General features: G+C 56.0%; 22 protein-coding genes. 14 read left to right on the forward strand and 8 right to left on the reverse strand.

What is annotated here, in order from left to right; all coding sequences use genetic code 11:
• Window positions 1-12: 12 nt before the first annotated feature.
• Together J2S31_RS08655 and J2S31_RS08660 are read right to left on the reverse strand one after the other, a co-directional pair.
• Window positions 13-1182: a hypothetical protein gene (locus J2S31_RS08655; RefSeq protein WP_237098688.1), complete on the reverse strand. Its 1170-nt coding sequence runs from the start codon at window positions 1180-1182 to the stop codon at window positions 13-15.
• A gap of 38 nt (window positions 1183-1220) precedes the next feature.
• Entirely contained in the window at window positions 1221-1703 is a 483-nt protein-coding gene (locus J2S31_RS08660) for a peroxiredoxin family protein (RefSeq protein WP_237098689.1), read from the reverse strand.
• A gap of 512 nt (window positions 1704-2215) precedes the next feature.
• Between J2S31_RS08660 and J2S31_RS14690 the strand changes: the two genes are divergently transcribed.
• The 3 genes from J2S31_RS14690 to J2S31_RS08675 are packed head-to-tail and all read left to right on the forward strand — an operon-like array spanning window position 2216 to window position 5578.
• Window positions 2216-2716 carry a hypothetical protein gene (locus J2S31_RS14690; protein ID WP_237098690.1) on the forward strand — a complete coding sequence of 167 codons (501 nt, stop codon included), beginning with the start codon at window positions 2216-2218 and terminating at the stop codon, window positions 2714-2716.
• A 25-nt stretch (window positions 2717-2741) separates the two neighbouring features.
• Window positions 2742-3602: a carboxypeptidase-like regulatory domain-containing protein gene (locus J2S31_RS08670; RefSeq protein WP_237098691.1), complete on the forward strand. Its 861-nt coding sequence runs from the start codon at window positions 2742-2744 to the stop codon at window positions 3600-3602.
• Window positions 3603-3649: 47 nt separating this feature from the next.
• Window positions 3650-5578 (forward strand): c-type cytochrome, encoded by a 1929-nt coding sequence (locus J2S31_RS08675; protein WP_237098692.1) that lies wholly within the window; start codon window positions 3650-3652, stop codon window positions 5576-5578.
• On the opposite strand, the gene J2S31_RS08680 is transcribed toward J2S31_RS08675, so the two are convergent.
• The 4 genes from J2S31_RS08680 to J2S31_RS08695 all read right to left on the reverse strand — a co-directional run bounded on the left by J2S31_RS08680 (window position 5579) and on the right by J2S31_RS08695 (window position 14534).
• Complete coding sequence (locus J2S31_RS08680; protein ID WP_237098693.1) at window positions 5579-6853, reverse strand: c-type cytochrome; 1275 nt, start codon at window positions 6851-6853, stop codon at window positions 5579-5581.
• 324 nt (window positions 6854-7177) lie between these two features.
• The gene (locus tag J2S31_RS08685; RefSeq protein WP_237098694.1) at window positions 7178-7984 is read right to left on the reverse strand and encodes a carboxypeptidase-like regulatory domain-containing protein; all 807 of its coding nucleotides are present in this window, start codon (window positions 7982-7984) and stop codon (window positions 7178-7180) included.
• A gap of 185 nt (window positions 7985-8169) precedes the next feature.
• Window positions 8170-13074, reverse strand: coding sequence for a multicopper oxidase domain-containing protein (locus J2S31_RS08690; protein ID WP_237098695.1), 4905 nt, complete (start codon window positions 13072-13074; stop codon window positions 8170-8172).
• 74 nt (window positions 13075-13148) lie between these two features.
• Entirely contained in the window at window positions 13149-14534 is a 1386-nt protein-coding gene (locus tag J2S31_RS08695) for a trypsin-like peptidase domain-containing protein (RefSeq protein WP_237098696.1), read from the reverse strand.
• Window positions 14535-14971: 437 nt separating this feature from the next.
• On the opposite strand from J2S31_RS08695, the gene J2S31_RS08700 reads away from it, so the two are divergent.
• Window positions 14972-15661, forward strand: a complete 690-nt coding sequence (locus J2S31_RS08700; RefSeq protein WP_237098697.1) for a phosphoadenylyl-sulfate reductase — start codon at window positions 14972-14974, stop codon at window positions 15659-15661.
• An 18-nt stretch (window positions 15662-15679) separates the two neighbouring features.
• Here the strand turns inward: J2S31_RS08700 and J2S31_RS08705 are convergent, their stop codons facing one another.
• Window positions 15680-16426 carry an energy-coupling factor transporter transmembrane component T family protein gene (locus J2S31_RS08705; protein ID WP_237098698.1) on the reverse strand — a complete coding sequence of 249 codons (747 nt, stop codon included), beginning with the start codon at window positions 16424-16426 and terminating at the stop codon, window positions 15680-15682.
• A gap of 103 nt (window positions 16427-16529) precedes the next feature.
• Here J2S31_RS08705 and J2S31_RS08710 point away from each other — a divergent pair, with 103 nt between their 5' ends.
• The 9 genes from J2S31_RS08710 (at window position 16530) to J2S31_RS08750 (ending at window position 25088) form a co-directional block, all read left to right on the forward strand.
• Window positions 16530-17177, forward strand: a complete 648-nt coding sequence (locus J2S31_RS08710; protein WP_237098699.1) for an HD domain-containing protein — start codon at window positions 16530-16532, stop codon at window positions 17175-17177.
• Window positions 17164-17997 (forward strand): SIR2 family NAD-dependent protein deacylase, encoded by an 834-nt coding sequence (locus J2S31_RS08715; RefSeq protein ID WP_237098700.1) that lies wholly within the window; start codon window positions 17164-17166, stop codon window positions 17995-17997. The genes J2S31_RS08710 and J2S31_RS08715 overlap by 14 nt, the downstream gene beginning before the upstream one ends.
• A 165-nt stretch (window positions 17998-18162) precedes the next feature.
• Window positions 18163-18801, forward strand: coding sequence for an Lcl C-terminal domain-containing protein (locus tag J2S31_RS08720; protein ID WP_237098701.1), 639 nt, complete (start codon window positions 18163-18165; stop codon window positions 18799-18801).
• 200 nt (window positions 18802-19001) lie between these two features.
• Complete coding sequence (locus J2S31_RS08725) at window positions 19002-19412, forward strand: CBS domain-containing protein (RefSeq protein WP_237098702.1); 411 nt, start codon at window positions 19002-19004, stop codon at window positions 19410-19412.
• Between the two features lie 9 nt (window positions 19413-19421).
• Window positions 19422-20909 (forward strand): protein adenylyltransferase SelO, encoded by a 1488-nt coding sequence (locus J2S31_RS08730; RefSeq protein WP_237098703.1) that lies wholly within the window; start codon window positions 19422-19424, stop codon window positions 20907-20909.
• Between the two features lie 79 nt (window positions 20910-20988).
• Window positions 20989-21222 (forward strand): hypothetical protein, encoded by a 234-nt coding sequence (locus J2S31_RS08735; protein ID WP_237098704.1) that lies wholly within the window; start codon window positions 20989-20991, stop codon window positions 21220-21222.
• A gap of 27 nt (window positions 21223-21249) precedes the next feature.
• A complete protein-coding gene (gene thiL, locus J2S31_RS08740) occupies window positions 21250-22275 on the forward strand; it encodes a thiamine-phosphate kinase (protein WP_237098705.1) in 1026 nt (341 codons plus the stop codon).
• A 117-nt stretch (window positions 22276-22392) separates the two neighbouring features.
• Window positions 22393-23658 (forward strand): hemolysin family protein, encoded by a 1266-nt coding sequence (locus J2S31_RS08745; protein WP_237098706.1) that lies wholly within the window; start codon window positions 22393-22395, stop codon window positions 23656-23658.
• The gene (locus J2S31_RS08750; protein WP_237098707.1) at window positions 23658-25088 is read left to right on the forward strand and encodes a hemolysin family protein; all 1431 of its coding nucleotides are present in this window, start codon (window positions 23658-23660) and stop codon (window positions 25086-25088) included. Before J2S31_RS08745 ends, J2S31_RS08750 begins: the two co-directional genes overlap by 1 nt.
• A gap of 3 nt (window positions 25089-25091) precedes the next feature.
• On the opposite strand, the gene J2S31_RS14610 is transcribed toward J2S31_RS08750, so the two are convergent.
• On the reverse strand, window positions 25092-25814 hold the full coding sequence (locus J2S31_RS14610; protein ID WP_272908691.1) for a DnaJ domain-containing protein: 723 nt from the start codon (window positions 25812-25814) through the stop codon (window positions 25092-25094).
• 155 nt (window positions 25815-25969) lie between these two features.
• On the opposite strand from J2S31_RS14610, the gene J2S31_RS08765 reads away from it, so the two are divergent.
• Window positions 25970-26269, forward strand: a complete 300-nt coding sequence (locus tag J2S31_RS08765) for a Dabb family protein (RefSeq protein ID WP_237098708.1) — start codon at window positions 25970-25972, stop codon at window positions 26267-26269.
• Window positions 26270-26293 lie beyond the last annotated feature (24 nt).

Consider the following 26293-nt stretch of genomic DNA (forward strand, 5'->3'; position numbering starts at 1 on the left):
CCCTTGAAAATGTTAATGAAACCACACCAGTGTGAGGCCGACGCGCGACTCGGTGCCGTTGAATACCGGGGTCTGGCGGAACAGGCGGCCGGTGCGGTTGTTCCCTTCCACACTGCCGCCGATCAGCGCGGTGAGGTACAGATAAACCTGGCCGAACACGTTATGCTCGATCTGCGGCGCGATCTGGAAACTGCGGTCACGCATATCGTAAAAGGCAAAGAAACGCCACACGGTGGCGATGCCGACGGGCTGGTCGATCAACAACCCCAGTTCATGCAGGGTGCGCTCGCCTTTGACGTCCTCCACGGTAAACCCCGGCTCCTGCGTGCGGAAAAAATATTCCAGAAGAACGTGCAATCCCTGCCCGACGTCGAAGGTGTAGTCCACTCCCACGACGGTGTCGAAGCGGACCGGCTTGCCCGGCTTGTTCTGCTCGATATCGATCCGCCCCTCATTCCAGAAGCCGATCACCTGCGTGCCCTTGAAGTGGTAGCCGAACTGGAACAGCTCCAGATTGTGACTGGGCAGAAACTCCAGGTCGGTGACCGGTTTGTACTGGAACAACAGGCCCGTCTCAAGAATACCAAGCTGGCGCTCGCCGCGCAGTCCCCAAATGATGCGTTCGTTGAAACGGGCGGGGATGGCCCAGCCCTCCACTTTGGAGGTGGTTCCGGTGAAATAGGTGGCGCGAAGCCCGTCCACGCCGGTGGTCTGGGGAATGACGCCGGAGATAAGGCGGTCATCAAACAGTCCGAGCGGGCGGAACAGCTGCCCGGGGCCGAACAGGATGGCCTGACGCCCCCCGCGCAGGCGGAATCGATCTTTCTCGAAGCGAAGCCAGCCGCGGAACACGTCGAGGTCCCATTCCTCAACAAAACCTGCCTGCTCGACGGCACCGCCGCGGTATTCGGATTGAAAGATAAACTCGAAGTCGAGGAGCGCCGTCTCACTGCTCCAGACGTCGCCGACGAGGCCGTTTCTCAGTTGAATCTGGTGATTGAAATCATTGGAGGTGGCAGGGGCATTCCAGAGGTATTCCGAGGCGGCCAGAAACCGCCCCTCGTAACGCCAGTCCAAGGCCCGGGCCGCAGAGGGGAACAGCGTCCCCCCTCCCAGAATGAAAGCCACGAGCGAGACAAAGGTGACGTGACCGAGCCGCCGTAACGGAGAATTTGATATCAAGAATTACGCTTTATTTTTAGTTATTTAATAACCAAAAGTCAAAGTAATTGCTTAATAAATGGGATCAACTGATCCGCTCCCACGCCCGGGCTGCGCGCCCGAATAACGCCTTTGGAATCGATGACCAGCACCGTCGGCATATCCCGCTGGACGTATTTCTGGTGGACGGTGTGGTTGGGGTCCAGCAGGTATGGAAAGTCCACTTTTTCCGGAAACTGGGCAAGATAATCCACCACCTTTTCTTTGGAATCGCCGCTGGTGTTGATGCCGATGACGGCCACCTCGTTCCCGAGTTCTTTGCGGACCTTTTCAAATTCCATGGCCTGGTTCATACAGGGGACGCATATATGGAACATGCCGACCAGGACCACCTTGCCCTTGAAGTCGCTCAGTGAGACTTTCTTGCCGTCCACCGAGGTCAGAGAGAATTCCGGGGCCGGGTCCCCTATTTTGGGCACGGCCGCCCAGGCGGTTTGCCAGATCAGCAGCAAGGCTGTAACAAAAATGGCGATCTTTTTCATGATATCCTCATTGCTTAAGGTACGGTTGCGAGCCCGGTCTTGCACTTTTAATGGGCACCTTTTACTTCATTCTAAAATATGGGAAAGATGAATTAAAGCCAAATCCGGCATCCACTGCATTAAGTAAAATTCATTCACGGTTAATCAATTCTTAATCCGGGCTGGTTACATTAAGAATAGAGTGGGATTGCCCCAAAGCCGCCCGAAGCGATTGAAAATCCGGCATGGGGCCGCCCAAGTCCCCCCTTGCACTTGTTTGGGGATTGAGATATCATTCGGTTGTGACAATCCTATGTGGGGCTTAAGTCGATATGTTTAAAGGTTTTTTTCTTACCCTCAGTTTATTGGCGCTGGCTGGGACCGCATATGCGGCCGACCTGAGCGGAACGGTCACATTCAGCGGCACGCCGCCCTCCCCCACCATCCACAAAACCGGAAGGTTCAGCAAAGTATGTGGAGGGGAGTTTACAGACCAGTCTCTTATGCTTAAGGGGAAGAGCGTTCAAAACGCAGTGGTCTGGTTAACAGAAAAAAAGGGAAAGACCCTGAAGGATGCGGACATCTCCGGCGAGTTCGTTCTGGACCAAAAAAAGTGCCGCTACGAACCGCACGTGATGGCTCTGCCGCGTGGCGGAGAGCTGAAGATCCTGTCCAGTGACCCGATCAATCACAACATTCATACCTACTCGTTCGATAACGATCCCATCAACCTGATGTTCATTCCGGGGCAGGAACACTTCCAGGAGTTTGAAGAGGCGGAGATTGTGAAAGTCGAGTGCGACCTGCATTCCTGGATGCAGGCGTGGATTGTGGTGGTTCCCAATCCCTATTATTCGACCACCGGGGAGTCCGGTGCGTTCACCATTAAAGACGTCCCTGCCGGAACCTACACTTTGAATGTCTGGCACGAGGTTCTGGGAGCGCAGAGCCGAAAAATCGAAATTTCCAACGCAAACCAGGAAATTCATTTTGATTTTCCTGAGTTGGCCGAACAAGTGTCACAGAATCAATAACCCAAAGTTTTCCCGAGTTGTTACCATGCTTGAAAATTGGACAAAACGTTTTTCCGTAAAAGTGGGCTACGCATTCACCGCTCTGTTTATCCTTGCACTGGGGATCAGCCCTTCAGGCTGGGCTTATCAGGAAATTGAGGTAAGCAACGGCGGCTCGATTTCTGGAAGGGCCGTTCTGGACGGACCCATTCCCCAACCCCGGGTCTATCACCTGGTGTTGTTCCCCAATCTCGACCTCTGCGCCGAGGTGGAAACCGATGACGAAATGAACCGCGTTCTCTACGATTTCATCGTGGACGAAAAGCGGGGAATGCGCGACGTGGTCGTCACCTTGGAACATGTGGATGCGGGAAAACCGTTCGACCCCAACCCCATCAACATCCTGTCTGAGAACTGCAAGTTCTACCCGGACGTCAACATAACCCGGCAGGGACAAACCTTTTTCGTGGACAACCAGGACGCAGTGATGCACAACAGCCAGGTTTATCAGAAGGAGCGGGGAAAGATCATCCTGAACATCCCCATTCCGGCGGAAGAGATCTCCGAAGGCAAGGTGCATTTCCAGCAGAACTACAAAATTTTCCAGATGATCTGCGGCATGCACGAGTTCATGCAGACATGGGGCTACCGCGTGCAGAATCCTTACTACTTCAAAACCGGTCCCGATGGCACGTTCAAGATTGAGAACATTCCCCCCGGGGAATATACGGTCAATGCCTGGCATTACCTGATGAAGGTTCGGACCCAGAAGATCAAGATCAGCCCCAATGAAGATGTGAAGATCGATTTTCATTTCGATGGGGATGAGATCGAACGGCCTTTTTACGAGACGATCAAATCCGGACGCATTAAAAAGGATGCCCGGTTGCCGGGAACCATTCACTGATGCGCTGAAGGGTCAAACCAGAATTCACTCATCCTCTGGATAACCTGTTGCTTTCACGCGTTTCCCAAACCCTTTTACGAACGTGTCTGTCCGGGCTGACGGCGCTGGGCCTGCTTTACGGCCTGTCGCTCAGCCCGGTTTTCGCGTTCACCCAACCGGCCGGGGTCGATTTGCCGGAGACCATCCAGGTCGGCGCCACCACCTATTCCCTGCCTCACCTCGACAACCCGCTTCGCGCTGATAAAAGCAAACTGAAGGACCATCGGGAAGCCGGGGCCAAGCTGTATTTCACGCATTGCTACCTGTGTCACGGCGATCTCAAGGACGGACGCGGCGTGTTCGGAGACCGGTTCCGCCCGGCTCCCGCCAACCTGAGAAAGCTGGTGATCGACCCGGGCAAGAAAGAAAATTACGCCTTCTGGCGGATCGCCAAAGGCGGCCGCGGATTGCCTGACACGCATCGGCCATGGGAGTCCGCCATGCCGGCATGGGAAGGCAAACTGATGCCGGAGGAAATCTGGCAGGTGGTGCTCTATATATTCGATTCGGTGCGCCACCCCTTCGCGCCCAACACTCCTGTAAGCGCCAGCATCGAGCGGGGGCAGGAGGTTTACCAGAAACATTGTCTTCACTGCCACGGCGTAAAGGGCGACGGACAAGGCGTGGCCGCGCCTTTCTCCAGCCCCCGGCCGCGCAACTTCACCAAGGGGCATTACAAGTTCCGCTCCACCGCCTTCGGCAAAATCCCCACCGATGAAGACCTGCACGAAATGCTGGTGGCGGGCATGCCCGGCACCACCATGCCTTCATGGCAACACCTGCCGGAAGTGGACCGGGAAAGCCTGGTGCTGTACCTGAAATCACTGGGGCGCAAATTCGAAAAATTTAAAAAGCGCGGCAAGAAACACAAAGTTACCCAGGTTCCGAAACCGGCGCCTTTCACTCTGGAGAGCAAGGAACGCGGCCGCCAATTGTTCATCACAAACTGCTCCGGCTGTCACGGCGTGGAAGGACGCAGTGACGGCGCCTCCACGCATAAAATCGTCAACATCGCCAAAGACCAATTGCGCCCGCGCAACCTGACCCAGTCCTGGCTGTTCCGCAGAAGCCATACGCGCAAAGACCTTTTCCAGACCCTGAGAACTGGATTGTCGCTCACTGCCATGCCGCGCCTGTCGCCACGCGTGCATTCGGATGAGACGGTGTGGGACCTCGTTAACTATGTGTACACCCTGTCTCCTGCCGTTCAGCCGGAGGTGCTTGAGGAGATGCGGGCTGAGCGGATAGAAGGTCCGTTACCGCAGGACCCGGAAGATCCCGCGTGGAGATCAGTCACGGCCTACTTTTTTCCGCTGGGCGGACAACTGGAAGAAGAGCCCAAGTCTTATTTCACCACCACGAACAGCCTGTGGGTGCAGGCGGTCCACAACGGCCGGGAAATCGCCTTTCGCATCCGTTGGGACGATCCCACATTTGACCCCATATTAAAAGAAACCGCGAAGGTGCAGGAATCCCCCCCGCCTCCCCTGCCGGCCCACCTGCAGGCGGACACGGAGGATCAGCCGCCTCCCCCAAAACCCGAGCCGCAAAAAATCCCGGATGCGTTCGCCCTGCAGTTTCCGGAATCGCCAAACTCCGCCGTCCTGCCCCATTTCCTGAACGGCGAGCCGGGACACCCGGTGACGCTCTGGCAATGGACCTCGTACCCGAATCAGATCACGGAATGGTCGGCCGAAGGTGCCGCGCACTGGTCGCGCAAAGGCATGAGCCAGGAAGTGAAGGGCAAAGTGGCATTCCGCTACGGTCAATACCAGCTGGTGTTGAGGCGCGCGTTCGCCACGTCCGACAAGGAACGGGACATTCAGTTTCAGCCCGGACAGGAGGTAGCGATCGCATTCAACTCATGGGACGGCAACGTCGGCGAGACGGGAACCAAAAAGGCCGTCTCCAGTTGGTACAAGCTGGTTCTGGAATAATCAGCGGGTGACGACGGAGAGGTCGTTTTTGCCTGGCGGGGACTCGGGGGCTTCCAGCGTGGACAGGTAGGCGAGAATATCCCGGATGTCCTGATCGGAGAGAATGTCCTTAAAATTTCCGGGCATGATGGAGATATCCTGCGTTTTGAATTTCTTGATATCGTCCTTCTCCACATGAATGCGCTCCCCCTCCTTGTTGACCATATCGATCGATTTGTCATCTTCATTGATCTTAATGCCGGTCAAAAACTGGCCTTTTTTGGTGAGGATGAGCACCGATGAATATCCCACTGTGATCACTTCGCGGGGATTGAGGATCGATTCCAGAATGAACGGCCGCGTCCGACTGATGCCCACATAACTCAGGTCCGGTCCCACCTGCCCCCCTTTACCACCAATGCTGTGGCACTTGGAGCAGTAGGCATTGCCGTTCGCATCGTAGAACAGCTTTTTCCCCCTCTTCGCATCGCCTTTCTTTTCCAGCAAAGGCTTCCAGTCCTCGGGAATTTCCACATCATCGAGGCTGGACAGGAAAGCGGTGATCAGGCGGTCTTCTTTTTCATCGAGACCGATGGTCGGCATTTTGGTTTCGGGCTTGACCAGTTGCGGACTGCGAATCCAGGAATAAATCCATTCCGGCGTATACATGAACCCTGCGCGGGAAAGGTCAGGTCCCACCACCCCGCCTTCTTCGTTCACCGTGTGGCAGGCGAAGCAACTTTTCTTTTCGTGGAACAGCCAGCGCCCGTCGCCGATCACTTTCGGATCGCCGCCGTGTTTGCTGTACCAGGCACGGAACTCATCGAGCGCTTTTGAATCGAGAGATGGAGTGTGGGGGCGTTGAGTCTTGACCCCCTCCGGGAGGTTCACCGGTTGAGACCGGTCTCCGGCGAGGTACCGCACATACGCAACGAGGCTCCAGATTTCTTCCTCGGACAGGGTACGGCCGAATACCGGCATCAAGTGGGACTTGCGTGTGCCTTCACCGCCCAGCTTGATGACGCGGTACAGTTGCTCATTCGATTTTTTTTGGATGAACTTGGGATCGGAAAGTTCGGCCGGCCATTTTTCCAGTTGCTCGGCATTGTACCCATCACCGTTTCCCGCAAGGCCATGGCAATGAGCGCAATAATGCAGGTACAGCGGCCGTCCCTTCTTGATGAGGGCATCGAACTTGTTCTCAATGCGGCCCGCTTCCCCCTCCGCCATAGCGGAAACAGGCCAGCCAGCCAGCAGGAGTGCCAGAAACAAGAATGTTTTCAGGATACGGGGCATGAACACCGCATTGGAGTTTCTTTTTGAATATCCCGGCCCTGGAGGATCCATTCCGGTGCACTTCCTAAATACCAAACGGAATTCAGCCCCAGTACAGGCCTCCACTCGTCAAGAGGATATCCTATTCCCGCACTTTTGTTAATAAAAAAGAGGTGAAAGGGCCAGCTGACTCCCGGTGCCAGTGAAAAGATCGAGGTTCATCTTTCCCGGCAGGTCAAGGCAAGGACACTTGGGAGAAAGAGAATGGAATTTCCCAGGGTGATCAAAAAAAAAACAGCACCGGACGAAGTCCGGTGCTGTTTGTTTTCAAGCAGAGTGGGAAGCTTACTTGCCTTCCAGCGTAAAGTCCAGCTTTGCATCCGCACCACCGCCAACAGTCACTTCCTGGGTTACCTCACCAATGTAAGGATGCCAAGCAGTTACCTTGTACTTGCCAGCCGGAACCTGATCGATCTTGAAGGATCCATCGGCACCGCTTACAGCGTAGTACGGATTCCAGACAACGCGTGCATCCGCTTCCATGAAATTGTGCTGGTCGCACTGCAGGAAGAAATGCTTGTCTTTGCCAGGGCGCATCCGCATCAGGTTTTTGGTAACGTCCGCAATGTCGCCTTTGCTGGGCAGAGGCTTGTTGAACAGGGTTTTGCGCTGTGCACCCAGAACGGAATAACCGTGCGGGTTGTGGAGGATATCCGGGTCCTGGTTGGTGACCTGAACGATACCTTCACGAACGCCCCGCGGAGCGCGGCGTACAGCCGTTACTTTCGGCTCGATGTCGCACTTTGCAAAATCGAAGTTAACGGTGCCGCCCCAAGCTTTACCCTTGGAGATGTCTTCGATGAAAACCACAGCGTCCTTCAGCTTACCACCGTTAACAACCACTTTATGCCGGGGGCGGATGTTGCCTTCCTTGGTGTCAGGGTGCGTGGCGCAGAACTCAACGTTTTTACCTTTGTTGAGGTCTTCCATGATGGGCGCAGGAGCTGCTCCCTTGAAATTGATCACACCACTGATCGAACCTCCATTGCTGACACTGCCCTCCTCGTAGTCGCCCTTTGCCATGGACATGGAAGCTGAGAAGACCAGCACCGTCGATACTGCCAGAATCTGGAACAAACTTTTTTTAATCATTCCTTCTCTCTCCTTAATACTTGAACATTCAAGCAACGAAACTGCCTAAAAACCGAGTCTGGAACCAACAAAACTTGCAACTTCTTCCAAACCGAAAGCTGAAATCATAGCACAAAATGGAATAAACGTAAAACAAAGGGGCCTCCGGGTAGGAGGCCCCTCGTTTATCCCTGTCACCTGCGAGGTTATCGCATGGACAGCTTGTTGTCATCCACATTTTGAGCAGATTTCAAGCCCTGGGGCGTCGCTCCATCCAGAGGAAGGATCGACCGGTCGCCTTGCGGCAGGACCTTGAAGTAACCCCATTGACCCGCCTGCTGGTACGGCGTCCGCGCATTCAACCACAGGTAGGTACCCGGGTTGTGATACGTGCCGCCTGCACCGTTGCGCAGATGGGCTTGGATGTACTCACCAGCACCGAACTCTTCAACGTCGATCATATCGGAGCCTTTCTGGTCCATATGACGGCGCCACTGGTGGCCATCCAGGTTGAACATCTGGTTCTGCTCGTTGTGGGCACCGAAGACGTTGATCATCACCTTGTCTCCAGCATGAGCCTTCAGAGTCGGCGTAGCCGGGTCACCTTCTGCGGCGACACAGGGCGTGAACATGTTACCAAAGTCACAACCCTCAAACTCCCGGTACAGCCAGGGCTCCAGCCGGTAATTGACGCCCGTCAGGCCCGCCACGTTCTGCAGGTAAGGCATGAAAGACGTACCGATGATGTTGTCTTCGTCCTGGAAGTACAGAGCGAAATCGCGATAGTTCTCCAGATCCGCGTTCTCCGGATAGGATTTATCGATGATGACGTCTGCTTTCCAGGAGTTACCCAGGGAGATGTCTTTGCCGGTTTCCGGATCCCGGTACACGGAACCCCGCGGACCGACAATGATACCGCCATACAGACCATCCCGGACGTGCCCAACCAGGTTGCCGAAGTCCCAAATCAGCGATCCGTTGATCTTGAATCCCGGATGCGCGTAGAAGGTGTAATTCTTCGACTTGCCAGGGGCGACCGTCTGGTCTCCCGGGTTGTTGCCCACGTTGATCCCCTGAGAATCCTTGGGATCAAACGCAACGTTGTTGACATGCAACGAAGTGTTGCCCTTCTCCAGACGATTGGTGAGTTTGATTTTCACGCAGTCGCCGATGTTGACACGCAACGTCAGCGGATGCGGCATCACGTCGTCGTCCGAAGCCTTGCTCACTTCGTCTTCCAGCATGAACACCTTGCCTTCCGGGTTTGCCAGCATCAACTTGCGCTCAAAGTCCACCTCGAGGTAATCATCTGCATTCGGGTTGAACTTGAGAGCCTTGTTGACGGCAACCACGCTGAACTGCTTCACCGGAGCACCCGCCGGGCACAATTCCGTTTTGGATTTCGGAATCGGTGCATGCGGATTCAACAGTTTCAGGTCTTTCTGCAGTTCATCGTAGACCCGGAGAATACCCCAGCTGCCTTCCGACAGATGGGACGTTCGACCGTTGTAGAACAGGTAGTCACCCGCCATCTGCTGGTAACCGCCCGCCGTCGTGGCCAAGTCGTACCGCTCAGCGATACCGACATGGATCGTGTTGGTCACGCGGGAGTCGCCGTCATACCGCTCGGGGCGGTAGCCGTGACCCGACACAACGAACGTATGGGTCTCGTTCATCAGACCGTGCAACAGGCGGAAGACCACGCTGTCACCCAGGTACGCCCGAACCAGCGGGGTATCCGGATCGCGATGCTTCAGACTGCTGAACAGCCATTCCGTCTTCGAGTTCGCCCTCAGGCGCGCCGTCAGAGACGCCGCCCGGAAGTTGAAACCGGAGCCGGTGGTGTGGGTACCGCCGTTCAGGTGCGGGAACGCCACTTCCAACATGTCTTTCGGCATCTGGAAGGAAACCGACTGACCCGCGGCGATCGCGTTTTCACGCGACAGTCCCGGGGGGTTGCCCTTGCTTACCAGCTGTGCCGTGTGCGGAACCGTGTCGTGCAACTGAACCACGATTTCACGGAATGCACCACTGCGGGAGTACGCGATCGGCTCGGTGCCGTGGATGTCCACAACCGGACCACTGCGTACTTCCTTACCGGTTTTCGGATCGTGATACGTCGAACCCCAGGGCTCTACGATCGTCGATCCAATACCGCCGTGCGGCCAGGTCGTCGCACCGAAGGCATGGTCATGCCAGAACACCAGTCCGACGTCCGCATCCACCCACCAGCGGTACCGTACATACTCCGTGGACACGATCTGTCCCTTCTTGTGCGGATGGCTCATGCCTTCCGAGAAGGTGATCGTGTACACACCGTCCTTAGCAAAGCCTTTGCTCGGATCCGGGCTCATTTTCTTGATCCACCGTGCATCCTTCTTGTTGGGCACTTCGATGCCAACAATGATGTCCGCACCAATATGGAAGGGAGTCGCATCCTCAGCCATCTTGATTTTTACGGTGGTGTCACCCGGTTTCGTGCTTTCCAACAGCTTCGCGTTCATGGGCACCGGCAAACCAACATGATGCCCTTTCTTCTCTTTCTTGGTGAACTGCGTGTACGGACGCATCGACTGGTCGTAGCTGAAACCAGAGATAACACCGTCCGACGCCTGGTTGTCGAACTGGAAGAAATGCGGATGGATATTCACCTTCGACATCTGGAAGTTGGTGAAGTCATCGTCATTCCATTCACTCGTCAACAGAACGTCCACACAGTCGTACACATTGGCGCGGATGACCAGCGGGATCGCCTTCTTCGGATCCGCTTTCACCTCAGCCATTTCTTCATCGATCACGTAAATCAGACCGTATTTATCGAGAACCGGAGGCGTGTTGCCATAGGCGCCCGACACTTCGATCGGCGTGTTGATGAAGTGCAGATTGTACTGTTTGCGTCCCGCGCCTTCCGGACACAGACTCCAGCGTCCATGTGCACCGGGTTTGGCCGGAGACGAGTTCTCCACGTTGGGACCGGACCGGCCACTACCCGACTCCGAGTGCAGAATATTCGCATCGGGGAGCATGTGGAACGGTTCCAGCCACGGAGCACCACCATGATGCCGCGCAAACGGAACGCGTTTGCCGAAATGCGGCGTCATGTGCGGCCACGCCAGCTTACCCGTCAGCGGGCTGAACTGGAGCGGATGCCGTTTTCCAGGACGCGGAGACGTGTATTTAGCCATGGGATACGTCACTTCGCGCTCGGACAACGCCTGGGTACCTTTCCAGTCGTAATCCCAAACGGTACCGTCATATGCCAGGATTTGACCCTTCTCGTCATCGGTATGACCGGGCTTGCCCTGAGGCGGCAACATGTACTTAACCCAGTCCTTCACGTTGACAACAGGAGCTTCCCGGTTCCAGTCGCTATTGCCTTTACCAACGATCTGGAAATGCTTACCGAACCAGTTCATGGTCTTGCCAACCAACTGATCCGAGGTCACACCTTTCGGGATGCGGCCTTTGCGATCCGGCAACTCCTGCAGAGGCGGCATGATGTCGGTAGAACCGAGCGGATAGTTGCCATCCTGCAGAGTGTTGTACACGCGCCAGTAGCCCCACATTCCAGCCACGTAATGATGCGCCACATGGCAGTGGAACAGGAAGTCACCGGCCAACCGCTGACACAGACCGGAACCACACTCGGTTTCCAGGTCAACCACTTCCGCCGGACCGATTACTTCTACGTCAACACGGTCGGTGGTGGTGCGGACAACCGGGTATTTCACCGGGCCATCCCACGCAGCGGTGGTCAGGTTCTCCAGACCCGGCTCCCGTTTCGGAGAGCGCGTCCAGCGGATGGTGCCACCATGCGGATGATGGGAGTGGAATACCTCACCACCACCGTGTACCAGGCGGAACTTCGCCGGGTCACCGAGGTACGACCGCGGAATCGTGGTCGGAACATCCGCAAAGGTGTAAGAGCTGTAGCCCAGGGATTCGTCCTCAAAGTGGAACATTTTTTCCTGAACTGCCAGGTTGTTGATACCGAACGGCTCACTGCGGTAGTTCATCGCACGCGCCGAAGGCCGATAGGAATCGGTCTGCGGATCGCGCTGCGGGATCATTTCGCCGTGGCGGTTCAGCGGACGGAACGACTCGTCACCGACTTCGTGATAAAACAGAACAAACTCACGGAAGTCCTTAGCGTCTTTGTTGGTGATCATCGCCATCCAGCCGTTTTCCAGAGGCTCACCGGTCCACGGGTTCAGATACTCGGAACCCCGCGGTTCAACCATAAACGCACCGATGAGACCCAGAGAAGCGGGGTCCCGGCCGGCGTGGCTGACGATCATGCGACCGCCTTCCTGCTCGTCGATCGGGATGTACCACTCATAATTCTGGGTTTCGCCAGGGCGGATGATGGCGCCTTTGGTGGCCGCGGTGTTCGGCTCACCGGTTTCGCTGAGGATCATTGCGGAACCGTTGATCTGAAAACCGGCGGATTCGAACTCCAGCTTGTTGTGGAAGGTGATGCGCACACAGTCACCCTGGTTGGCGCGAATGGACATAGGGGTGATCGCATCACCCTGATGACCGGTCCGAACCGCACCCGGATCCAAGGCTTCTTCCCGTGCTGCGGCATTCTTCTCTTCCTCAGCACGCACCTTATCGATGTCCTTGGTCAGCACGTACATATAGCCGGGGTAGTAATCGCCCCACTGGTTCAACGTGATTTCCACGTTGATCGCGCTAATGTCGTAGTGCTTGGTGGGCACGCCGGCAGGACAATGTGCACCCTTGTACACCTTGTTAGCCGCCTTCGTGGGCCCCAACAGGTAACCCTGTTGCAACTGATGCGCGGCCCACGACTCATGGAACATACCGCTCGACGAAGCAGGAGTGGCGTGTTCCATCAGTTTGCCCTTCAAGTTGTCCATGAGGGTGCGGAAGGTTTTGTCCAGCTTCTGCTGGTTCCCTTCCAGGCCTTCCATCATCTCCTCGTAGTCGACTTGCTCTTCGAGCTTTTTCAACCAGTCGGGACGATCAGCGCCGTCATGCCCCTCATGCTTGGGATTCGCGAGGGCCGGGGTGACACCCAGGCTCAGCGCGGTCAGCAGGACAACCAGAAGCTGCCCCACCCACTTTGTTGTTTTAGCGATTACCATTTGTTACCTCCTAAGATTCTTCCGCTAAAAAATAATAAATGAATCTTGGAACCTATATAGAAAAACCCATCGGGTTATTCGCTCCTGCTCAAAGTCAGGCTCACTTCTTCGTCGGCCCGTTGAACGGTAACCGAAACAGAACCCCGCAGATAGTTCTGCCGGAGTATGCTTTCAAAATGGCCGCGGTTGACCACATCCTGACCATTCAGGGCTGTGATCAAATCGCCCACCATGAGGCCGCCCCGGTCTGCCGAACCACCCGGTTCCACCCGGGTCACCAGGACGCCTTCTTTTTCTTTACTGGAATCTTCCCGCTCTCCCGTCGCGGCTCCACTTTCATGGTCCGCCCAGTCGAATCCCAGCTCGGGAAGCGGGTTCTTTTGCAGAGACGCCATTTCCATCTGGTCTTTTCGTTGACTCAGTTGAATGGATAACGACTGCGTCTTGCCGTCGCGCAGGATGTCGAGGTTGATGAACTGGCCCGGTGACACATTGCCAATGAGCCGGATCATGCCATTGGGAGAGTCCACATTCGCCCCGCCGATCTTGAGGATGATGTCACCGACTTTGAGTCCAGCCTTATGCGCCGGCTGCCCCTCAAACACGGAGTTGATCATCACACCCTGCCCCTTGTTCAAATTGATTTGAGCGGCCACGTCATCCGGAACGTTCTCAATGCCCACACCCAACCAACCACGGTTGACTTCTCCATGTTCAATGATTTGATGGGAGACGTTTTTGACGACATTGGAAGGGATCGCAAAGCCGATGCTCTGCGCATAATTGATGATGGCCGTGTTGATACCGATCACTTCTCCACGAATATTGAGGAGAGGCCCCCCGCTGTTACCAGGGTTGATGGAGGCATCGGTTTGAATGAAGTCTTCATACCGGGAGAGGTTGATGTTTTCCCGATTCAGACCGCTGATCACGCCAAGGCTCAAGGTTTCTTTCAATCCATATGGGTTGCCGATGGCGACAACCAGTTGGCCAATTTTCAAATTCGACGAATCGCCCAGGCTCACCTGAGGCAGGACTTTGTCGCTATTGATTTGAACGACCGCCAGGTCGGTTTCCTCGTCGGTGCCCAACACCGCGCCGACAAGTTCCCGGCCGCCATAAAGAGTCACCCGAATTTTTTCAGCCTTTCTTACCACATGCGCGTTGGTGATCAAATAACCGTTCCGCCCATCGATGATCACCCCGGCACCGGCATTGTTCGGCCGCTTGCGCAGAGATTCCGGCGTACCTACGGACGATTCCGGAACGAAAGGTGAAATGCTGACCACAGCAGGGAGCGTGTGCTCCGCCAACCCCACCAAGCCTTCTTCCACTTCCTCCAGAACCCGCAACCCATTGCCCAAAGAGTGCCCGGCCAACGCAACCTGATTCCACACCAGACACGCGGCAAACGCCAACACGAAAGAAATGATGTTGGTGGTAACGAACCGGCTCTTCATGTGTCAACCCTGCCAGTTTTCCGTCTGCAAAGTGGGCATTCTCCTTAGTACCCAAGAAACCCGAAAAGAAAAAAAATGGAGGGATTACTCCGTTTGGGGTGGACCAAAGCAGGTATTACAACGAACAGCTCGCCTCACATCCCAACAAACTACCATGATTTCTCTTCCTGATCGCGGTCCCATTGGCGCAATGGGCACCCCAAAAAGCCATTAATTTCAAAGTCTTACGGCCCTGCCTCAATACGCCTAGATCTCGAAAAAATAAAGGCTTTGGAGCCCTTCAAACCACTTTATATATACAGAATTGGTAAGGGTGTCAAGGGAAAAAGCGCACCTTGCAATCGGGTGTAAACCTTGATAAATAATACAGTTTCTTTTCCCCGCATGGCTATTGTACACTGGCCTAAATAATTCTTCGTCGATTCGGGAGTTTAGGTATGAACTGGCAGGAGTTTGAAAAAAAATCAGCCTCTGAAATCATAAACGAGGCATTGGCCCGTTTTGGCGAACGTGCGGGTATTGCTTCAAGCTTTGGCCTGGAGGACATGGTGCTGATCGACCTCGCACACCGAACCGGCAAACCGTTCACCGTGTTCACGCTGGACACCGGCCGCCTGCACGAGGAGACGTACGAGATCATGGAGAAGACCCGCACCAGGTATGACATTCCCATTCGCGCCTACTTCCCGAATGCCACTGCGGTGGAAACCCTGGAACGCGAAAAAGGATTGTTCTCCTTCCGTGAAAGCCTGGAGAACAGAAAGGAATGTTGCCGCATCCGCAAAGTGGAGCCGCTCGGCCGCGCTTTAAAAGAACTCGATGCGTGGATCACCGGCGTGCGTCGCGAACAAAGTGTGACGCGCAGTGACATTCAAAAAGCGCATGAGGACGCGGACCACCCGCCGCTCATCAAGTTCAATCCTCTGGCGGACTGGACCGAGGCGCAGGTCAACCAGTACATCCGGGAGAACAAGGTTCCGGTCAACGCCCTGCACGCGAGAAACTACCCGAGCATCGGATGCGCGCCGTGCACGCGGCCCATCGAACCGGGGGAAGACATCCGCGCCGGACGCTGGTGGTGGGAAAACCCCGAACACAAGGAATGCGGTCTGCACCGCCCGCGCTGATGCCGCAACCCGTTGCCTTCAGGCAACGCCCTGCTCCGGCGCGGGTTCGCCGCCGCCTTTTTCCAGCTCCTGCGCAAAGCGGTCCACCTGGCTGAACAGGTGCGTGACCAGGGGACCCAGCAACAGCGCCGCAGACCACGCATCGCGGAGTCCCATTTTCTTTTTCGATTCCGCGCTTGCCTCCCGCCGCCTCTCCATCTCTCCCAAGATGAATCGCTCCGCCTCCACACACAACAGCGGGATCAGTTGGATCGACCACAATCCGACGGTGAACACGTCCAGAATTTTCTGTCTCCAAACGGGCGAAGGCAGAATCACCCACCGCTGAAGGCAATTTATAAGAGCCATTGGCGGCGTGGTGCGGGTGAGCAGGATCGACAGCGCAAACATGACGGTCAGCTTCAAACACGCCGTCGCGCCGCCATGAATGCCCTCCCAGGTGATGGGCACTGGAAGGAAACTCAATGCCGGAATCACCGTGCCGGGGGTGAACAACATCGGGAACACACCGATCACCAACAGCAACCACCGCAACGAACGAAGCAGTTTCAGCAACGTGCCCGGCGCGATGCCCGCCTTCACCGTGCAGAGCACGATCAACATCGTCAGGCCAATCAGTACCGGCAGATCCGCGAAAGCAACCCACACCAGCAATGCCAGCACGAAAACGATTTTCCAGCCGGGACTCAGTTCATGAAAAAACGAGTCGCCATCCTGGTAACGGCTTTCGAGAATGCTTTGCGACAACGATGTCCGGCCACGCATGCGTTTTGCGCCCCCCCTCACGAGGTGGAATAGGTGTTGAAATTGTGAATGAGTATAATAAGATTCGACATCATACACCAGTCCCAACCTTTCGAGCTCTCTCATGTCCCAGGCCGTCATTGAAAAAACCCGGAAATTCGCGCAATCGTTTTTCGCGGACGACGGCTCCGGTCACGACTGGTGGCACGTGCACCGGGTGTGGCAGATGGCCTGCAGGCTGGCGGACGCCGAAGGCGCCGACCGCACCGTCGTCGAGATCGCCGCACTCCTGCACGACGTCGCCGACTGGAAGCTGGGAAACGGCAATGAACACCAGGGCTACGAAACCATCCGCAACCTGTTGAAGGACGACCTGCCGGCGGAGACAGTGGAACGCGTGTGCGGCATCATCGCCACAGTCTCGTACAAGGGCGCGGGAGTGGAGACACCCGTGGAGTCGCTGGAAGGCCAGTGCGTGCAGGATGCGGACCGGCTGGACGCCATCGGCGCGGTGGGCATCGCCCGCGCCTTCGCCTACGGCGGCAACAAGAACCGCCTGATCCACGACCCAGCTCAGGAGCCGGTGCTTCATCAAAGTTTCGGCGAGTACAAAAAGAACAAGGGACCGTCGATCAACCATTTTTACGAAAAACTCCTCCTGCTCAAGGAACGCATGAATACGCCGACCGCCCGCGCCCTGGCGGAGGAGCGGCATCGCTTCATGGAACAGTACCTGCAACAATTTTTCGGAGAATGGGATGGACAGCTCTAGCCAACTTCTGCGTTGCGCCAAAGTGCTCTCGATGGCCGACTCGATTTTGATCCTGACAAGCGCCGGCATGAGCGCCGACTCCAACATCCCCACCTTCCGCGACAAGGAGGGCTACTGGAAAAACTTTCCGCCGTTCAAATCGAAGGGACTCGAAGCGCAGGATCTGGCCAACCCGTGGGCGTTCGAGCACGAACTCGAACACGCGTGGGCGTTTTATGAATGGCGGCGGCGCAATGCCAACGAAAACCAGCCGCACCCCGGTTATCACATCCTCAACCGCTGGGTGGACGAGGTGTATGAAAACGCCTTCATTCACACCACCAACACCGACGGGTATCATCTCCGCTCAGGCGCGCCGGCGGATAAGGTGAAAGAAGTCCACGGCTCCATGTGGCGATTGCAATGCACCCGCCCCTGCTGTGACGATTACTGGGACGAACCCGCGGTGCCTTTGTGCGATCTCGATTATGACACCATGAAAGCGTCGAACTTTCCTCTGTGTCCGCAGTGCGGTGCGGTGGCGCGTCCGCACATCCTCATGTTCGGCGACGCACAGTACACCGGGCACCCGGAGCAGGATGTGAACTTTTCGCGGTTCATCCAGAATCCAGTGGACGCGGTTCTGCTGATCGGCAGTTCCGGTGCGGTGCCCACTAACGATTACATCGCCATGCATTTCCGCGACCAGGGTGCATCGGTGGTCAACATCAATTTGGACCCTTCCGCCAACACCCTCTTACGTACCGAGTTCATGCTGGAGATGCCGGGCAAGGCGGCGTTGGAATCGCTCGACCAGGCGATCACCTCTCTCAGAAACTGATTGCTCAACCTGCCTCCGGTGCGAAACGGACCTGCAAAGTCTGCCGGGATGCCGCTCTCGCGGGAAATTTGGCGTATCTTCATATCGGAAAATATAGTATTCTTTGCCAAACTCAACGGGTTTTGCTGAATGATTGTTACATTCCTTCACAAAGGAGTTGGCACGATGCGTATTCTGGCAATCGGATTGATTCTCTGGGTTTCCCTGGTGTCTTCGGCTTGGGCGGACTGCACCAAGGAGGAAGTGTGCACCATGATGAAAACCATGGGGCACTTTGACATTTTGAATCAATGCCCGAACGCCGCGCCCCTGCTGGTGGAATGCAAAAAAGTTTCGGAAACGCCCGTTGAAGAACTGCCCGATCCCCAATTCGTGGAAAATGGAGATGGCACTGTTAAAGACACGGTCAACAATCTGGAATGGCTGAAAGCGGGCATCCGTAACCAGAAATACTCGCTGAAGGAGGCCGAAGACCTGGCCATGACCTCCCAGGAAGCGGGAAAAACCGGGTGGCGCATACCGACTTTACCCGAACTCAAAACTCTGTTGTATAATGAACGGGTTACGAACGCCAGTGGACAAAAGGCATGGATCAACCCCATATTTGATGATGGACGCGGGCACTACTACTGGACCTCCACCACCTGCGAAAAAGTGTCCGTGGTGGAAGACCGGTATCAGAAAAAACTGTGCCAGCAGGGCGACCAGGGTGCGTGGTTGATCCATTTTAATATCGGTGCGATTTTCTGGCACCACACCACGGCCAAGAACTATTATGTGTGGCTGGTCCGAAAAAGCGAGTAGTCCCTCCCCTTCTCAGACGGTTTTCCATACGCCGCCGGGGACAGCCGTCCTTGTTGCACTCTTTCCTGTTTTCCCGGCAACCCAACCCGATATTTCATTCAACATTTTCAGTCATAAAATAAAACCCTGCCCTTCTCCCGTACATCGTAAATACAAGTGCAGGGTTCCCAACTCCTTCAACTCATGCAAAGGAGGATCCCATGACAGATATTCTTGAAGAAGTCGGAAACTTCATGTCTTCCCCGGTACTGCGCCTCGACTCGGAAGCCTCCGTTCAGGATGCGGCGATTCTGATGGAGCAGAATCACGTTGGCAGTCTGATTATCGAACAATACGGGGAGGACATCGGTATCCTGACCGAAAGGGATTTCACACAGAAGGTTCTGTCGAAAGGGAAAAACCCGGAAGACATCAAAGCGACGGAGATCATGAGCCGTCCGATCATGAGCATGGATAAGTTCATGCCGATCGAAGAGGCCAATCGGTTCATGCAGAAAAATAAAATCCGGCACCTGGCGATCACGGATGACGACAAGATCGTCGGTGTTCTTTCCATCAAGGACCTGGTTGCTTACTACTCGAAGGATTTCAAGGTCCGGGAAGATTATTAAGGATAGCTGTTGCGCACTCTGGAGACACTGAATTTCCAAAACCGGTTCGTTCGCCTGGGCGGGGAGTTTTACCAGTACAAACCCCCGACCCCGGTGTCGAACCCGTTCCCCGTAGCGAAGAACCCAGACGTCGCGGCGTTATTGGATCTCGATCCGCAGGAGTTTGAACGGCAGGAGTTCTGGCAACATTTCGGCGGCAACCGGATGGTGCCCGGGACCCAGCCTCTGGCGATGGTGTATTCGGGTTTCCAGTTCGGCAGTTACAATCCGCAATTGGGCGACGGACGCGGCCTTCTGCTGGGGGAAGTCCAGAACGAACAGGGTGAGTTCTGGGACGTGTACCTGAAAGGCTGTGGCCAGACGCGTTTCTGCCGCGGTTTCGACGGCCGTGCCACGCTGCGCTCCTCCATCCGCGAATACCTGTGCGGAGAGGCCATGTCCGGGCTCGGCATCCCCACCACCCGCGCGCTTGCGGTGGTCGGCGTTCAGGAGTTGATCCAGCGCGAACTGCCGGAACCTGCCGCCGTGCTGGTGCGCGTCGCGCGCACGCACATCCGCTTCGGCAACTTCGATTATTTCCACTACACCAACCGGCCGCAAAAAGTCACCGAACTTGCCGACCATGTCATCTCCCACTACTTCCCGGAACTGGAAACAGCGGCGGACAAGTACGCGCAACTGTTCGCGCACGTGGTGGACCGAACGGCATGGACGATCGCCTGCTGGCAATCGGTGGGCTTTGCCCACGGCGTCATGAACACGGACAACATGTCGATCCTGGGCGAGACGTTTGACTACGGTCCCTATGGATTCATGGACCGCTACAACCCGATATTCGTGCCCAATCACTCGGATATCCACGGCCGCTACTCCTACGCCCAACAACCACAGATCGGCCACTGGAATCTGGCGAAGCTCGGCGAAACGCTCACGCACCTGGTCGAGCCTGAGCGCCTGCAGAAAGAGTTGGAGCAATACGCCGCCCGCTTCAACCATTACAACCGCACGCTGATGGGGCGCAAGCTCGGCCTGAGCGTGCTCGACTCCGAGTTCGACAACCTGGTCAGCGGATTGATTCAAATCCTCTCCCGGCACAAACCCGACCACACCAACTTTTTCCGCACGCTCTCGGGGTTCCGTTGCGGCACGCTCGACGCCCTGCGTGCGTATTTCCCCAACAACCCGGACGAACTCAACGAGTGGCTCGACCGCTACACACGCCTGCTGGAGCGGGAGGACATCTCCCCCGAAGAACAGAAAGAAGCGATGGACGCGATCAACCCCAAATTCATCCTGCGCAATTACCTGGCGCAGAAAGCCATCGACCGGGCGCTCAAGGAAAATGATCATTCGGAAATCGAACGGCTTCGGGTTATCCTTAAGCACCCCTTCGGGGACCAGCCGGAGTTGTTCCGGGAATGGGGCATCGATCCCGAACACTACGCAAGCGACACGCCGGAACCTTACCTTGGCATGCAGGTCAGTTGTTCCGCGTGAAATCCGCAAAGCCATTCCACATTGATTAGCGTTCTATCCGCGCGGTTGTACAGGGCCGTTGCAAGAAAGGGTTTTCTGTATGCTCATGTTTGAAGGTGAGATCACGCAAACCAAAGTCCCGCCCAACAAAGCAGAGTTTGAAAGAGAAGTGGTGATCTGGATCGACGAGACCAGCAACGAACTTGAAATCACGCTGGACCTGAATACGTTTCAGAAGAACGGGTTCCAAGTGGGCGACAAATTGACCATCAAGATCGAAAAGCAGGCGGATTTCGATTCCCTCGCCCGCGACTTTTTCAAAGAAAACCAGTAGCGCGTTTTATGCGCACCCGGGGCAGGCATGAACCTTGACCGATTGGGCGAGTTCGGGCTGATCGCCCGGCTGGCCTCCCACATCCCCCATCGCTCGCGACGCGTGGTGAAAGGCATCGGCGACGATTGTGCGGTGTATTCCCAGCCTGGCGGCAACTACATGGTGGTGACCGCCGATGCGTTGATCGAATCCGTGCATTTCGACCTCAACACCACCACGCCTGAACAACTGGGCTGGAAAACGGTGGCGGTCAATGCCAGCGACGTGGCGGCGATGGGCGCAATCCCCCGTTTCGCCGTCCTCACGCTGGGCATTCCCAAAACCACGAAGGTGAATTTCCTAGACCGGCTTTACAAGGGGCTCGGCCGCGCCTGCGAGGCTTTCGGACTGGACCTCATCGGCGGCGATACGGTATCCACGCCGGAACACTGGATGCTGAGCCTGACGATGTTTGGCGAGACGCACAAAAAACGCCTGTTCACCCGCCAGGGAGCCCGGCCCGGTGACGCCATTCTGGTCACCGGCACCGTCGGCGATTCCGCCCTCGGCCTCCAGATTCTGCAATCGCCGGGTAAAAAGTGGGCCGGAAGCGCCACCGATCGCCAGCACCTCGTCAAACGCCATCTGGAACCCAACGCCCGCGTGAAAGAAGCCGCGAAACTGGCGAAGTCCCAATGGCGGGTGACGTCGATGATCGACGTGAGCGACGGACTGGGGCAGGATCTGGGTCATATTCTCACCGCGTCGGGGACCGGAGCGGAGCTTTGGGAGTCCGCCCTGCCACTCAGCAAACCCTTTGAAAAAATGTGCATTAAAAACGGTTTGGAGGCCGGTGAACTGGCCCTTCGGGGTGGCGAAGATTATGAATTGTTATTTACATTAAAATCTGAAGATGTTAAAAAATTGTTAGGGTCGTTTATTAAATACGGAACACCTGTGACTCAAATCGGAGAGATCACGGCCCGCCAAGGGGTCACTTGGGTCCGCAAGAATGGAACCCGTCAAATTCTCCGAAAGCCTGCGGGATTCAACCATTTTAAAGAAAATGATTGAACCACGACCTCATCCTTTGCGGGAACGCATTTCCCGGGTTCAGGCAACGGGTTCCGGCCTTCAGGGGGCTTAAAAGAACTTTTGGACGAGTCATCAATATTACCCCGGTCCGTCATAATGATATTTCTGCTGGGGCTATCCGGATTTTTCGCGGCGTGCGAAGCGGCTTTCTTTTCCCTCAATACCGCTCAAGTCGCCTCTCTTAAAGACCAAAACGGACGGACAGGGAGCCTGGTCAGCGACTTACTGCAAACGCCCCGCGAATTGCTCATCACCATTTACATCGGCAATGAGTTGGTCAATATCGGTGTGTCCGCACTGGCGACCTCCATCGCGCTGACGCTTTTCGGCGATGTGGGTGTGGCCATTGCCATCGGCATCGGCACCTTCCTCATCCTGCTGTTCGGCGAGATTCTGCCGAAATCCATGGCTCTCAATTTTGCGGAGCGGTTCGCCCTGATGGCGGCCTTCCCCCTCAAAATTTTCGCCTACCTGGTGCAACCCATCCAGAAACCTTTCGTGCGCTTTGCGCAGAAGGTCATCACCTACCTCGGCGTGCCGACGTTCGAAGAGGAAGGCGTCATCACCGATGCGGATTTCCGCGCCATGGTGAAGATCGGCGAGGGCGAAGGCATCATTGACGCCGAGGAAGGCGAGTTGATCCACAACGTCATCGAATTCGGGCAAAAAACCGTGGGCGAGATCATGACGCCGAAGATCGACATGTTCTTCCTGACGGTGAACCAGAAGATGGACGAGATCCTGCCCAAGATCACGGAAAACTTCTATTCCCGCGTGCCGGTTTTTGAGGAGGACGAAGAGACGCTGGTCGGCGTGCTGTTGACCAAAGACCTTGCCAATTACCGGCAACTGCCTCCGGAAAAATTCAACCTGAAAAACATCGCCAAGCCTGCGCTCACCGTGCCCGCATCCAAAAACCTGAAAGACATGCTCAAAAATTTCCGTAAGTCGCAACGCCACATGGCCATCGTTCTGGACGAGTATGGAAGCATCGACGGGCTGGTGACGTTGGAGGACGTGCTGGAGGAGCTCGTCGGTGAGATCGACAGCGAGATGCGGCGCGAGGAAAGCTATATTCACAAGATTACCGAAAAACGCTACCGCCTGAACGCCATGCTGAGCATCGATGAGTTCAACAACTACTTCACCACCTCGTTGCCGGACGAGCAGTTCAACACCATCGGCGGATTCGTGTTCGGTCTCTTCGGACGCGTTCCGCGCTCCGCGGAGACCATCAGCTTTGAGCGCTTCAAATTCCGCGTGGAGAAGATGAAGGGCGCACGCATTTTGAGCCTGCACCTTACGGTGACGGCCGCGAAAAAACAGGAATCCAACGTGGTCGAGGAGGAGGCGGCCGGCTGATGGACCTGGGAACCACACTGCTTCTGGTGGGCGTGTTCATCCTCCTGGAAGGCTTTTTCTCTGGATGCGAAATCGGGATGATCTCCGTCAACCGCATCCGCATGGAACAACTTGCGGGCGAAGGCGTGCGCTCCGCACGTCTCATCAACAAGCTCCTGCAGACGCCGGAACAACTGTTCGCCATCACCTCTCTCGGCACCAACGTCTGCGTGGTCAGTTCCACCGCCATCTTCACCAGTTACCTGGTCACGACGTTTGGAAGCTGGGGCGATTTTCTGTCGATGCTCATCATCTCTCCGTTCATTCTGTTCGCCGGGGAGATCATCCCCAAGCTCATCTTCCAGAGCCGCTCCGACGCCATCATGTCGGCGATGGTGTACCCGCTCAACATCATTGGCAAAATCCTGGCGCCGTTCAACGCTCTGTTCACGCACCTCAACAAGTTCATTTACACAAAAATCATGCGGCAGGCGGATGTGCCCACCTACACCCGGGTGAGCCGGGAGCAGATCCGCCACATTTCGCATCCGGCGTCGGACACCTCGGAACTGGAGCCTGAGGAGCGGGTGATGATCCACCGGATTTTCAATTTCAGCGAACTTACGGTGGAACAGTGCATGGTTCCGCTGGTCCAGCTTTACGCCATCTCGGACACGGCGACGGTGGACGAAGCGAACAAACTGGCCATGGAATCCGGCTTTTCGCGCCTGCCCGTTTTTCACGAACGCATGTTCAACCTGATCGGCATCCTCAACACCTTCGACCTGTTGACCGTGCCGCCGGACAACAGTCCGATCACCGACCTCATCCGCCCGGCATACTACATACCGCCGAACAAAAAGCTCGACGACCTGCTGAAGGAACTGCAACAGCGCGGCCTGCACCTGGCCATCGTCGTGGACGAACACGGTGGGTGCGTCGGCATCATCACCATCGAGGACCTGCTGGAACAAATTGTCGGCGAGATTGAGGATGAGTACGACGAGCCGCCAAAGTATTACGAAAAATACGATGAAGACGGGTACCTGGTGCAGGGCGACATCGAGATCGCCATGCTCAACGAGGAGTTGAACCTCGACCTGCCGGAGGGCGATTATGAAACGGTGGCGGGATTGATGATCGACCGGCTGGAAAAAATTCCCGTAGCGGGCGACCAGGTGATCGTGCAGGACTGCCGGTTGACGGTCAAAGAAGCGAGCAAGCGCAAAATCAATTCCGTCATCTTGCGCAAACTGCCGCCGGATTTCGACTCCGAAGCGCAGAATGGAGAAAAGCCGGACAACGGTCATTCGCAACCCGCCGACAGGGAAACGGACGTGCCTGTCGAAGTCCCCGACGCCCCTGCGGAGGATGCGGCCTCCGGCGAGAACGGAGCGTTGCCAAAAGAGAAGAAACCTGAAAAGACGTCTCTGTTCTTTTCCCGTTCCTGAAACTCAGAACCGCCGCACTTGGCGGATCTCCTTGTACGCCTCCTGCAACTGCAGAAACCGGATGTGGGCCAGCTCCACCTCTTCCCCGCCCAGGTGGGCCACGCGATCGGGATGATACTGCGCCGCCAGCCGCCGGTAGGCCTTTTTGATTTCATCGTCCGTCGCGGAAACCGGCACACCCAGAATGCCGTACGGCGTCACCAGGCTGTCCAGCGAAAACTGCTCGCGGATGGTGTTGTGCCGTTCGTGCGACAACTCAAGCAGACGCGCCAGCTCGTTGATTTCCTTTTGCGTCTCTTCGGTGAGAGAGTTTTCCACCAGCGCCATCTGGTAGGCAAGCGTTAAGAGAAGCGCGCGGTATTTGGATTCTGCGGAGTGTTTGTACTGCTCGACGATGGGCTGGAGGTCGGGGTTCTTTTCGTAGGTCTCGCGGATGACGCGGTTGATGCCTTCGAAGTCGCCTTCCTTATAGTTTAGGTTGCGTACGAAAAACCGGTAGATGGTTTCCACCTCGCGCGGCCGGAGCGCGCCCTTGACCATGGCGATCTTGGTCATCACCACGATGATGCAACCGACAAACACGGGCTCGTTCTTCACCCCCGGCAGGCTTTTGCGCACCAGTTTCTGGAACTTTTTCGACAGAAAATGCTGGGCCACGCCGCCCACCACCGCTCCCAGCGGTCCACCCCGCAAAAACCCCAATCCGGCACCAAACAACCACGACATAGAATCGTTTCACCCGTAAATCGATTGAACCTCCGTTCCGCATCACAATACAACAACCCGCCCGCCATTTTCACTTCAAAACGCCTGGAGCTTGATTGTGACGGAGGATGCGGGTACCCTTGTGCTTTTTTGAATTTCAATCGCCTGAGTGGAGAATGCGAATGGTCAAGCACATCGTCATGTTCAAGCTGAAAGACAAAACCCCGGAAAATGTAGACGCGCTGGTGAATGCGCTGGAAGGCATGCAGGGCAAAATTGACTCCCTGCGGTTTTTAGAGGTGGGGCTTGATTTCAAAGGGTCGGAACGCTCCTTCGATGTGGTTCTGACCACCCACTTCGATGACCGGGACGGTCTCCAGACCTACGCCGAACACCCGGTTCACCAGCCGGTCATTCAACTCGTCTGCGACCTGTGCCACCCTGCCGTTGTCGTAGATTATGAAGTTTTAAGGTAGGAAGAGCCGCCGCCGGAACCCCGA

The sequence above is a fragment of the Nitrospina gracilis Nb-211 genome, from assembly GCF_021845525.1.
Classification (GTDB): domain Bacteria; phylum Nitrospinota; class Nitrospinia; order Nitrospinales; family Nitrospinaceae; genus Nitrospina; species Nitrospina gracilis_A.